The sequence below is a fragment of the Komagataeibacter intermedius TF2 genome, assembly GCF_000964425.1.
Lineage (GTDB): Bacteria > Pseudomonadota > Alphaproteobacteria > Acetobacterales > Acetobacteraceae > Komagataeibacter > Komagataeibacter intermedius.
Genome location: NZ_BANF01000007.1, coordinates 41134 through 53050, shown reverse-complemented (window position 1 = coordinate 53050; position 11917 = coordinate 41134). Strand labels below are relative to the sequence as shown.

Genomic DNA, 11917 nt, shown 5'->3' with positions numbered 1-11917 from the left:
ATGGAAATGATCATTCTTGGCTGCGCCGGCTCGGCTGGCGTGCCCATGCTGGGCGGCCCGGACGGGGCAGGGGACTGGGGCGAATGCGACCCGAACGAGCCGCGTAACCGCCGCACGCGTTCATCCGTGATCATAAATGACGGGCCGGGGCGGGTGCTGCTGGTGGATACGGGGCCGGACCTGCGTGACCAGCTGCTGGCGCAGCGGGTCGGCGTGGTGGACGCGGTGCTGTACACCCATGCCCATGCCGACCATATTGCCGGGCTGGATGAACTGCGGACCATCAACCGCATCATTGGCGGCGCGCTGCCGGTTTACGGCACGCGGCAGGTGATGGATGAAATCAGCATCCGCTTTGACTACGCCTTCCGCCCATGGACGCCGCCCCACATCTTCCGTCCCATTCTGGAGGTCAATCACGTGACGCTTCCCTCCACCCAGGTCATGGCGGGGATGGAGGTCAGCGTGTTCGGGCAGTGCCATGGCAGGACCGAGACGCTGGGCCTGCGCGTGGGGCCGATGGCCTACTGCACCGATGTGGCGGAAATGGATGATACGGCGCTGGATACGCTGCGGGGTGTGGATACGTGGGTTGTCGACTGTTTCCAGCGTGATGCCCATTCCTCCCACGGGTGGCTGGCGCGGGTGCTGGAATGGCGCGACATCATCCGGCCACGGCGTACGGTGCTGACCCATATGGGGCCGGACATGGACTGGGGCTGGATGCAGGCCAACCTGCCCGACGGTGTCGAGGCTGCGTATGATGGCCTGCGCCTGCATGCGTAAGGGCGCGTGACAGGCAATGATGACCGTTTCCGGGTGCTGCCTTTTTTTCACCAAAGGCGGCGTTCCGTCGCGTATTTTGCGCAATAAAGCGCATCAGGCCTGCGCGTAAGGCTTGCCAGCGGGCACGCAGCCCCGTAAGAGGGAGCGCCAACGGTCGGTGACCCGAGGCGCGGGGAAGCCGCCATCTGCTGACGAGGCCCCTGCATCATGTCTTCCATCCCCAAAAACACATCCGCTCCCCGGCTTGAGGACCGCATCCGCGAAGCCCTTGCCTTTGATGACGTGCTGGTTGTTCCCGACGAATCGAATGTGCTGCCGTCGCAGACATCCACGAAAACCCGGCTGACGCGCAGGATCACGCTGAATATCCCGCTGATTTCGTCCGCCATGGACACCGTGACCGAGGACAGCATGGCCATTGCCATGGCCCAGAACGGCGGGCTTGGCGTCATTCACAAGAATCTCACGATCGAACAGCAGGCCGAGCAGGTCCGCCGCGTAAAGCGTTTCGAATCGGGCATGGTGGTCAATCCCGTCACGGTCTATCCCGACCAGACCCTGGCGGAAGTCAACGCGACCATGTCCCGTCACGGGATCAGTGGCCTGCCGGTGGTCGAGCGCGAGACAAACCGTCTGGTCGGCATCCTGACGAACCGCGATGTCCGCTTCGCCACCGACCCGGCACAGCGGGTCTATGAACTGATGACGCGCGAAAACCTGGTGACCGTGCGCAACGGTGTCGATCGCGATCAGGCCCGGCAGCTGCTGCACCGCCACCGCATCGAGAAGCTGCTGGTCATTGATGACGAAGACCGCTGCATCGGCCTGATTACCGTCAAGGACATGGACCGCGCGGTGCAGTATCCGCAGGCGAACAAGGACAGCCTTGGCCGCCTGCTGTGTGCAGCGGCGACCGGCGTGGGTGATGATGGCGTGGCGCGTGCGCGCGAACTGATCGCCGCCGGGGTGGACGTGGTGGTGATCGACACCGCGCATGGCCATTCCTCAGGCGTGCTGAAAAGCATCGAGCGGATCCGTGCGATTGAAAACGACATCCAGATCATCGCGGGCAATGTCGCAACGCCCGAGGCCGCGCAGGCGCTGATCGGCGCGGGCGCCGACTGCGTGAAGGTGGGGATCGGGCCGGGGTCGATCTGTACCACGCGCGTCGTTGCCGGTGTGGGCGTGCCGCAGTTTTCCGCCGTGATGGAAACATCCGCCGCCTGCCATGAACTGGATGTGCCCGCCATTGCCGATGGCGGCGTGCGGACATCGGGCGATATCGTCAAGGCGATCGGGGCCGGGGCCGACGTGGTCATGATCGGCTCGCTTCTGGCCGGGACGGAAGAAGCCCCGGGCGAGGTGTTCCTGTATCAGGGCCGGACCTACAAATCCTATCGCGGCATGGGCAGCCTCGGGGCCATGTCCCGCGGGTCGGCCGATCGCTATTTCCAGCAGGACATCAAGGACACGCACAAGATGGTCCCCGAAGGGATCGAGGGGCGCGTGGCCTACAAGGGGGCCATGGGCGCGGTCATCCACCAGCTGGTGGGCGGGTTGCGCGCGGGCATGGGCTATACCGGTTCGGCCACCATTGCCGACCTGCAGCAGCGTGCGCGTTTCCGCCGCATTACGGGGGCCGGCCTGCGTGAAAGCCATGTGCATGACGTATCCATCACACGTGAAGCCCCCAACTACCGGCAGGACTGATCCTGCCGGTTTCATGACAGTAACGGTTCAATAATCCATGACACCCAGCGCACGGCTTTCCGCCGCCATTGACCTTCTTTCCGCAATGGAGGAGACGCCACAGCGGCCTGCCGATGCGCTGGCCAATGCCTTTTTCCGCGAACGGCGGTATATCGGCGGCGGCGACCGCCGGGCCATTTCGGCGCGTGTGTGGCGGATCCTGCGGCACTGGCGGCGGTTGCAGTGGTGGATTGAACGTGTCGACATGCACCCGACGCCACGCCTGCTGGCGCTGGCGATGATGGCGGTGGAACCGCTGGGGCGCGAAAACCCCGATGACCTGTTTACGGGCGAACGCTACGCCCCGCTGGGCCTGACCGGGCCGGAAAGACGGCTGTACGACCAGCTTCGGGACAGGGAGATGACCCACCCCGACATGCCGCGTGCTGTTGCGCTGGAAGTGCCCGACTGGCTGCTGCCCCGGCTGGAGCGGACGTTTGGCGAGGGACTGGAGGCCGAACTCGCCGCGATGGAGGGGGAGGCGACGCTGGACCTGCGTGTCAACCTGCTGAAATCCGATCGGCCCACCGCGCGCGCGGCGCTGGAGGCGGAGGGCATCGCCGCGCAGGACACCACGCTGTCGCCGTGGGGGCTGCGGCTTGCGGGGCGTCAGCCCGTGACATCATGCGCCGCCTTCCGCAGTGGCATGGTGGAGATACAGGACGAAGGCAGCCAGCTTGTGGTGGCCGCCGTGGGCGCGCGGCCGGGCATGCGCGTGCTGGATTACTGCGCGGGGGCCGCAGGCAAGACGCTGGGTATGGCCATGACCATGGAGAATCGCGGCCATATCGTGGCGTGCGATGTTTCCGAACCCCGGCTGGAGGGCGCGGTGCGCCGCCTGCGCCGTGCGGGCGTTCACAATGCCGAGCGTCACCTGCTGGTTTCGGGCGACCGCTGGGCGCGTCGGCGCAGCGGCAGTTTCGACCGGGTGCTGGTCGATGCGCCATGCACCGGCACGGGCACATGGCGGCGCAATCCCGACGCGCGCCTGCGCCTGCGTGAACAGGACCTGCTGGAACTGACAGCCAAGCAGGCCGACATCATGGACCGCGCGGCGGCCCTTGTCCGCCCCGGTGGGCGCATGGTCTACGCCACATGCTCCGTCCTGCGTGAGGAGAACGGCGACCAGATCACCGCCTTCCTTGCGCGCAACCCCGCTTTTTCACTGGTCACGCCTGATGGGGTGCACGATGACCTGCCACCGGGGCTGGCGCAGGCGGGGCAGGTGTGCCTGACGCCGCGACAGCATCATACGGATGGTTTTTTTGCTGCCATCATGCAGCGCGATTCCTGATATAATCCAACAGGCGAAACGACACGCTACGATCGCATTCCAGGGCCATGACATAAATCTGGCGCGCGGCAGGGGCGTTTGCGTTTGCACATGCAACAACGCGGGACATGGGAATGCAGGCAACAAACCTGGCAATTGGAATTCTGTGCGTGCTGGGCGGCGGGATCGCGGCCCAGTGGGTGGCGTGGCGGTTCAAGCTGCCGGCCATCGTACTGCTGTTTTCCCTGGGGCTGGTATTCGGGCCGGGGCTGGGCATCCTGCACCCCGGTGCGGCGATCGGGCCATATTTTCATCCGCTTGTGTCCATGGCCGTGGCCTTCATCGTGTTCGAGGGCGGCCTCGCGCTTGATTTCCGCCAGTGGCGTGAATCGGGCGAGGGCGTGCTGCGCCTGACGGCGGCGGCCCTGCCCATCAACTGGGTGCTGGGGTCGCTGGCCGCGCATTATGTCGGGCACATGCCATGGGGCACGTCATGGCTGTTTGGCGCGATCGTGGTGGTGACGGGGCCGACGGTTGTGCTGCCACTGCTGCGTCATACCAAACTGCGGCCACGGGTCGCGGCCTTCCTGCGGTGGGAAGCCATCGTCAATGACCCCATTGCGGCCATCCTGGCGACGCTGGTGCTGGAATGCCTGCTGATCCGGCCGCTGCATACGGGGGGCATGTCGCTGGCGGCAATGGAAATCGGGCCACACCTGCTGTTCGCCACCATGTTTGCCATTGCGTGCGGCATTTTCCCCGCCGTGCTGATCAAGTTCCTGTCCGCGCGCGACATGCTGCCCGAAATCCTGCGTATTCCCATGATCCTTGCCTTCGCCATGGGGGTGGCGGCGGTGTGCAACCTGCTTATGCAGGGGGCGGGGCTGATGGCGGCTACCGTGTTCGGCATGGCGCTGGCCAACCTGCATGTGACCGGCATGTCGGAACTGCAGCGGATCAAGGAATCGCTGGGCGTGATCGTGGTGTCATGCCTGTTCGTGCTGCTGACGGCCGACCTGCCGCGCGCGCTGCTGACCGAACTGTCGCTGCCCATCATGGCGCTGACGTTCACCGTCATGTTCGTGGTCCGGCCGCTGGGTATTTTCCTGTCCACGATCGGGGCCAGCATGTCATGGCAGGAACGGCTGTTCGTGGGCTGGATCGCGCCGCGCGGGATCGTGGCGGCGGCAGTGGCGGGCGTCGTGGGCCTGCAACTGCACGAAGCTGGGTATCCCGGCGGCGACCTGATCACGCCCGCCGTGTTCGCGCTGATCGCGTCGACCATGATCCTGCATGGGTTTTCCCTCCGCCCGCTGGCGCGTGCGCTGCGGCTGACCCTGTCGGATGAACCCGCGCTGGCCATAATGGGCGCCAATGCGTGGTCCACCAATCTGGCGCGCGCCGTCCATGACCGTGGCGTGCCGGTGCTGATGGTCGATACCTATGCTCCCGCCCTGAACAAGGCGGCGGGATTCGGCATCCCGATCCTGCGCGCGGAACTGCTGTCGGTTGAAGGGCAGGAAAGTCTGGAGGAACGCCCGGCGGACTACCTGATCGCCACCACGCCGGACGCGATCTATAACGGGCTTGTCTGTGCGCGCATGGCGCCCGACCTGGGGCGGCAGCGCGTGTTCCAGGTCAGTCCCGGTCTGGCAAGGCTGGACCTGTACCACGGGCTGAGCCGGGATTCGCGTGGCAAGGTGCTGGGGGAACCGGGGTGGAATTTCTCCTACATCGATTCCCTGTACGCAAAGGGCTGGCGTTTTGGCAGCCATGTCATGGAAGAGCATGTGGAGGAAGCCGACCTGCTGGACGGGCCGGGGATGCTGTTCATGATCATCCGCAAGGGCAGCGCGATATGGATATTCTCTGCCGAGGATGCGATTCCGGCGGAACCGGCGGCGGGCGACATCATCGTCATGCTGCTGCCGCCCGCAGTGGCCCCGGCGGCCCCGGTGGCTGCTGCCGTGCCACCGGCCCCCGAACCTATACCGGCCTGACGTCAATTTCCCCCAGCCCCGCCGCCAGCAGGCGGCGCAGCACGGGTTCGGGCAGGGCGATGCAGCCTTCCGTCGGTCGCCCCCCGTCTGGCGGCAGGTGAAGGAAGATGGCGGACCCCGCACCAGAATGAACCGGGTCGTCGTTATAACCAAGAACCACCACGATGTCGTAAACGTGATCTTCACGCCACAGCCGTTCATGCCGGGCGGGGTGGGGCAGGCTTACATATCGGTTATAATCAGGATGATCAGGATCATCACACCATCCATCCAGAGGGGAGAGCGGTTCCACGGGCAGATGACAAACAGGTGATGGCACCCGGTCGGCGCGATAGAATACGCGCCGTAAGGGCAGAATACCGCTGGGAGTGGCGTGATCTCCCTCTGTTTTGCGGTTTTTGACGCCACCCGCGCCGATAATGGCGGGGATGATTTCGCGCATGCAATGCAGTTGTGCATCCAGCCCTGTATTCGTTTGTAAAATAGCGCGTATCATGAATTCCTCTGGATCGGGTCGTATTTATGATACTCCGGCCTAATCCGGCAGCATACGGCATTATGGCCGTCGGGCCGGTGGCCTGTCGGTGGTGTGGCCGGACATGAACAGCAAGACAGAGACCGCCCCGCTAACGGGACGGGACTAAAGTGATAAAGAGGGTTCGATGGCAGGAGCACGTCCCATACTGATAGCGGACGACGATCAGACGTTACGTCAAATGCTCGTTGAACAGCTGCAGATTGATGGTGAATTTGAAGCGATCGAGGCCGGCTCCGTCGCCGAGGCCTGGGAAAAACTGCAGAAACCGGGGGCGCGTTTCGATGCGATCATCCTCGATGTTTCCCTGCCGGACGGGGATGGCCGCGATTTCTGCGCCGACCTGCGTCGCAAGGGCAAGCGTATTCCCATCATCATCCTGACCGGTTCCGATGACGAGACGGACGTCGTGCGCGGCCTTGACGCCGGTGCGAATGATTACGTCGCCAAGCCGTTCCGCATTGCCGAGCTTCTGGCCCGGCTGCGCGCGCAGATGCGTATTTTTGAAAACAGCGAGGACGCGGTCTTTGCGATCGGGCCGTACATTTTCCGCCCCTCCGCCAAGCTGCTGCAGGAAACGGCCAAGAATCGTCGTATCCGCCTGACGGAAAAAGAGGCTGCGATCCTGAAGTTCCTGTACCGTGCGGGTACGCGCCCCGTGCCGCGGCAGGTGCTGCTGAACGAGGTGTGGGGCTACAATGCCGCCGTTACCACGCATACGCTGGAAACGCACATCTATCGCCTGCGCCAGAAGATCGAGCCCGATCCCACCAACGCCACCCTGCTGGTGACGGAAGGGGGCGGTTACCGCCTCGACCCCGAAGGGGGCAAGACCGCCGTCGCCTGATGGGTGATGGCCCGCATTGCAGGCTTTCCTGACGGGCCGCCCGGTTTCGGGCGGCCCGGTCGCGTTCAGGGCCGTTTTTTCAGGCGTCCAGGTCGATCATGACCGGCACGTGGTCCGATGGCTTGTCCCAGTCACGCGCCGCGCGCAGCACGTCCATGCCACGCAGGGCGGGCTTCAGGTCAGGCGTGATCCAGACATGGTCCAGCCTGCGGCCACGGTTGGATTTGCTCCAGTCCCGGTTGCGGTAGGACCACCACGTATAAAGCTTCTCGGTCGCGGGGACGAAGTGGCGCATGGCGTCAACAAAGCCGGTCTGCTGCCATGCCAGCAGGCGCTCGGTTTCGGCAGGCGTATGGCTGACGATCTTCAGCAGCTGCTTGTGGCTCCATACATCCTGTTCCAGCGGGGCGATGTTCAGGTCGCCCACCAGCACGGTGCGCCGCATGTTCCGGCCGGAAAACCACTGGCGGGCTTCTTCCACGAACGCCAGCTTGTGCGCGAATTTGGGATTTTCCACCGGGTCGGGAATATCGCCGCCCGCCGGGACATAGAAATCATGCACGTCAATCGCGTCAGCGCCCGTACCATGGCGCACGGCGATATGGCGGCAGTCCCCACGCTGGCACCAGTCCGGCGCGTCCTCCAGCACGGTTACGGGCTGGCGTGACAGGATCGCCACCCCGTTATAGCCCTTCATGCCGCGGAACACGACATGGTCGAACCCCAGCGCCTGTACCGCATCAAGCGGGAACAGGCTGTCGGGCACCTTGGTTTCCTGAAGGCAGACGATATCGGGGGATGTGTCCCGGCATAGCTGGGCCAGCAGGGGCATCCGCAGGCGGAGGGAATTGATATTCCATGTCACAATACGCATATCGGGTGCATTGCCGATCGGACGCGGGCTGACAAGAATATTTTTGCCCATCCGTTGCACGGCGGGGGACAAAAACAGGAACGAATTACAAAAGGCGGCTGATATTCCGCGCAAAATGGAAACCGGGTTTTCCACCACGGAGATGCCATAATTTGTCCACCTGTGGGGTTGACAGGGCCATTATGGGTTCATGTGGGGTGGGATTTTTTTTCCGGCCCTTGGGGTGTGGGATATAATCTTTTTAAAACAATGGGTTATTGTTAGTGATGTTTTTTTGGGCAATCCAAGTGCAGGAAAGGAAAACCGCCATCCGCACGTTTTTTTCTGCTGCTGCTCCACAGACTTATCCACACCTTCGGTGGATGAACGGCTGCCATCCATGACAACCGCCATTTCGACCGCCCCCGTCCGCCCCGTGGGGGTGGAGGCGATTCACCACGCCCTGCAGACCATGCCGCAGTCGCCGGGCGTGTACCGCATGCTCGGGCCAAAGGGTGATGTGCTGTATGTCGGCAAGGCGCTGAACCTGAAGAAGCGCGTCACCTCCTACACCCATATCGGCCGCCTGACCGAGCGCCTGCGCCGGATGGTGTCCGAAACCCGCAGCATGGAAATCGTCACGACCCATACCGAGGCCGAGGCCCTGCTGCTGGAGGCCAACTACATCAAGCGCATGCAGCCCAGGTACAACATCCTGCTGCGTGATGATAAAAGTTACCCATGGATCATGCTGACGGACAAGCATGATTTTCCCCAGATCAGCAAACATCGCGGCAAGCCGGTGAAGGGGGCGTCGTACTGGGGACCGTTTGCATCCGCATGGTCGGTCAACCAGACGCTCAACCTGCTGCAGCGCACCTTCCTGCTGCGGTCATGTTCCGATAGCGAGATGCAGGGCCGCACGCGCCCATGCCTGCTGCACCAGATCCACCGCTGTTCCGCCCCGTGCACCGACCGCATAAGCCGGGAGGACTATGCCGAACTGGCCGGTCAGGCACGCGACTTCCTGGCGGGCCGGAACCCGCACATGCGCGAGGAACTGGGGCGGGAGATGGAAGAAGCGGCCGAGGCGCTGGAGTTCGAGCGCGCGGCCGCCATCCGTGACCGCATACGCGGCCTGTCGGCGCTGCAGCAGGATTCCAGCGTCATCAATCCCTCCACCGTGACGGATGCGGACATCATCGCGATCTGGCAGATCGCGGGGCAGTCGTGCATTCAGGTGTTCTTCATCCGTGCCGGACGCAACAATGGCAACCGCGCGTTTTTCCCCAGTCACGCGCGCGACGAGAACGCGCCCGACGTGCTGGCCGCCTTCATTGGCCAGTTTTATGACGACAAGCCACCGCCCGCCCATGTGCTGGTCAACCAGGACCTGCCGGAACTGGATGTCCTGACATCCGCCCTGACGCTGCGCCGGGGCCGCAGGGTGGAGATCACGCATCCGCAGCGCGGGGAAAAGCGCGCGGTGATCGAACATGCCGAACTCAACGCGCGCGAGGCGCTGGAGCGGAAGCTGGCGGAAAGCGCGGGTCAGGCGCGGCTGTTGCAGGGGGTGGCCGACCTGTTCGGGCTGGATGCGCCGCCGCGCCGGATCGAGACCTATGACAACAGCCACATCCAGGGGGCGAATGCCTATGGCGTGATGGTGGTTGGCGGGCCGGAAGGGTTTGACAGGCGCGCCTACCGCAAATTCTCCATCAAGGGCCCGGTCACCCCGGGCGATGACTTCGCGATGATGCGCGAGGTGCTTGAACGTCGCTTCCGCCGTGCACTGAAGGACAGGGAGGAGGGCGTGCGGCCCGAGGACTGGCCCGACATCCTGCTGATTGATGGCGGCGCGGGACAGTACACGGCGGTGCGCGGCGTGCTGGATGAACTGGGTGTGACGGGGGTGACGCTGGTCGCCATCGCCAAGGGGCCGGACAGGGATGCAGGGCGCGAATGGTTCCATACCGAGGGCCGTCCCCCATTCCAGCTGCCGCCGCGTGACCCGGTGCTGTATTACCTGCAGCGCCTGCGTGATGAAGCGCACCGCTTCGCCATCACCACCCATCGCGCCGGGCGGTCCAAAACGCTGGTGCGCTCGGAACTGGACGATATTCCCGGCGTTGGGCCTGCACGCAAGCGCGCGCTGCTCAACCATTTCGGATCGGCGCGCAGCGTGCGGCAGGCCGGCCTGGGGGAACTGGAAAATGCACCGGGCATCAATCGCGACATGGCGCGCGCCATATACGGATATTTCCATCCCGGCTGGACAGGGGAGTGATCGGCTGTCATGCAGATGTGAGCATATGACCTGCCTGACAGGCGTTATCAGTATTTCGGTTTTTTCCCATCTTTCGTTATAGCAGTACCAGCATGCTTACCGACCTGCCCAATCTCCTGACCCTGTCCCGTATTGTCGTGGTCCCCATCGTTGTCGGGCTTGTCGTCATCCATACGCCGCAGACCGACTGCGCGGCGTGCGTGCTGTTCATACTGGCGGGCATCACCGATTACCTTGATGGCAAGCTGGCGCGGGCATGGAACCAGAATTCCGACCTGGGCCGCATGCTCGACCCCATTGCGGACAAGCTGCTGGTGGGCGCGTCGCTCATGGTGCTGGCGGGGCTGGGGCGGTTGCCATATGGCTGCCTGTATCCGGCCATCATCATCCTTTCGCGTGAAATCCTGGTCAGCGGGCTGCGGGAATACCTTGCGGCGACGCGGGTGGGCCTGCCGGTGACGCGGCTGGCGAAATGGAAAACCGGCTTCCAGATGACCGCCATCGGCTTCCTGCTGGCGGGCGACAGCACTGCGGGACTGCTGCATATCGGCTGGCTGCCGGTTGACGTGATGGGCGCGGTCATGATGTGGATCGCCGCCGTGCTGACCCTGATTACCGGGTGGGACTACCTGTCCACCGGCCTGCGCCACGTCAACCGTGGCACGACAGGGGCCACGAAATTATCTTCCTGACCTACATGAAAAATTAACGCGCGACGTGGTTGCTCTCTCCTGTGCGGGCCGTCTGGTCCGTCCGGTGCCAGACAGGTCAGGGGGAGAACGCGGTGCGCAACGCAATGGTGCTGTCATTGCTGGTGGGGCTGACGGGGTGTGGGGGCTTTGGCCATATCCTGTCCGAAAATACGGAACTGCCCGGCAGCCTGCCCAATACCCCGCATGCGGAAGTCGAGAACATGCGCCGCGTGGCGGGGCAGGCGCCACAGGTGCTGCCCATCATGCCGCAGGAACGCAATATCTGGCCGGTCGTGCGTTCGGGCCAGTCGGTGCTGGTCGCGATCGGGGCGGACGGCGCCAGTGCTGGCGCGCGTTCGCAACTGGTGGAACGTGAGGTCGACCTGCCCGCCGGGGGCGAGATGCGGATCGGCAACGATGCGGACCCCGATGGCGCCCCGACAGGTGGGGGGCACGTTTCCGCATTGTCTTCGGGCCCTTCGGCAACGCATAAGGGCGTATCGGATTCGGCCATTGTCGTCCCGAACGGCGATGGCACCACCACCGTGGTCGCGTCTGACGGCACGGTTCAGGAACAGCAGGCCCCATGACGCGGACAGGCCGCATGGGGACGCTGTGGCACAGGGAGATGAAACCGGAATGCTGCGCATTCTCTATTTCGCATGGCTGCGCGACCAGCTGGGCTGCCCCGGGGAGACGCTGCCCCTGCCGCAGGGCGTGCGGTCGGTGCAGGACCTGATCGACCGGCTGCGCGCGCGTGGCGGAGCGTATGGGGAAATATTCGCCAGGCCCGAACTGATCCGCGTCGCGGTGAACCACAGTTTCGCCACGGTTGACGCCCCTGTTGCGGCCAATGACGAAATTGCCTTTTTCCCACCGGTCACGGGGGGCTGAC

At 64.1% G+C, this 11917-nt stretch carries 11 protein-coding genes; 9 read left to right on the top strand and 2 right to left on the bottom strand.

Annotated features, from left to right (window positions below):
• The 4 genes from B7449_RS00805 to B7449_RS00790 all read left to right on the top strand — a co-directional run bounded on the left by B7449_RS00805 (position 1) and on the right by B7449_RS00790 (position 5808).
• Positions 1 to 786 carry an MBL fold metallo-hydrolase gene (locus B7449_RS00805; protein WP_039735608.1) on the top strand — a complete coding sequence of 262 codons (786 nt, stop codon included), beginning with the start codon at positions 1 to 3 and terminating at the stop codon, positions 784 to 786.
• A gap of 207 nt (positions 787 to 993) precedes the next feature.
• Positions 994 to 2496 carry an IMP dehydrogenase gene (gene guaB / locus B7449_RS00800; protein ID WP_039735607.1) on the top strand — a complete coding sequence of 501 codons (1503 nt, stop codon included), beginning with the start codon at positions 994 to 996 and terminating at the stop codon, positions 2494 to 2496.
• Positions 2497 to 2533: 37 nt separating this feature from the next.
• On the top strand, positions 2534 to 3829 hold the full coding sequence (locus B7449_RS00795; RefSeq protein WP_039735606.1) for an RsmB/NOP family class I SAM-dependent RNA methyltransferase: 1296 nt from the start codon (positions 2534 to 2536) through the stop codon (positions 3827 to 3829).
• A gap of 113 nt (positions 3830 to 3942) precedes the next feature.
• Entirely contained in the window at positions 3943 to 5808 is a 1866-nt protein-coding gene (locus B7449_RS00790) for a cation:proton antiporter (RefSeq protein WP_039735617.1), read from the top strand.
• On the opposite strand, the gene B7449_RS00785 is transcribed toward B7449_RS00790, so the two are convergent.
• Complete coding sequence (locus tag B7449_RS00785) at positions 5795 to 6250, bottom strand: L,D-transpeptidase family protein (RefSeq protein WP_039735605.1); 456 nt, start codon at positions 6248 to 6250, stop codon at positions 5795 to 5797. The two genes, B7449_RS00790 and B7449_RS00785, sit on opposite strands and share 14 nt — an antisense overlap.
• A 220-nt stretch (positions 6251 to 6470) precedes the next feature.
• Here B7449_RS00785 and B7449_RS00780 point away from each other — a divergent pair, with 220 nt between their 5' ends.
• Entirely contained in the window at positions 6471 to 7190 is a 720-nt protein-coding gene (locus tag B7449_RS00780) for a response regulator transcription factor (protein ID WP_039735604.1), read from the top strand.
• Between the two features lie 79 nt (positions 7191 to 7269).
• On the opposite strand, the gene B7449_RS00775 is transcribed toward B7449_RS00780, so the two are convergent.
• Positions 7270 to 8064, bottom strand: a complete 795-nt coding sequence (locus B7449_RS00775; protein ID WP_199858387.1) for an exodeoxyribonuclease III — start codon at positions 8062 to 8064, stop codon at positions 7270 to 7272.
• Between the two features lie 379 nt (positions 8065 to 8443).
• Between B7449_RS00775 and uvrC the strand changes: the two genes are divergently transcribed.
• The 4 genes from uvrC (at position 8444) to moaD (ending at position 11916) form a co-directional block, all read left to right on the top strand.
• Entirely contained in the window at positions 8444 to 10330 is a 1887-nt protein-coding gene (uvrC, locus tag B7449_RS00770) for an excinuclease ABC subunit UvrC (protein ID WP_048883120.1), read from the top strand.
• Positions 10331 to 10422: 92 nt separating this feature from the next.
• Positions 10423 to 11022, top strand: a complete 600-nt coding sequence (pgsA, locus tag B7449_RS00765) for a CDP-diacylglycerol--glycerol-3-phosphate 3-phosphatidyltransferase (protein WP_039735601.1) — start codon at positions 10423 to 10425, stop codon at positions 11020 to 11022.
• A gap of 92 nt (positions 11023 to 11114) precedes the next feature.
• A complete protein-coding gene (locus tag B7449_RS00760; RefSeq protein WP_235721070.1) occupies positions 11115 to 11612 on the top strand; it encodes a hypothetical protein in 498 nt (165 codons plus the stop codon).
• Positions 11613 to 11661: 49 nt separating this feature from the next.
• Positions 11662 to 11916, top strand: coding sequence for a molybdopterin converting factor subunit 1 (moaD, locus tag B7449_RS00755; RefSeq protein WP_039735600.1), 255 nt, complete (start codon positions 11662 to 11664; stop codon positions 11914 to 11916).
• Position 11917: the final 1 nt, after the last annotated feature.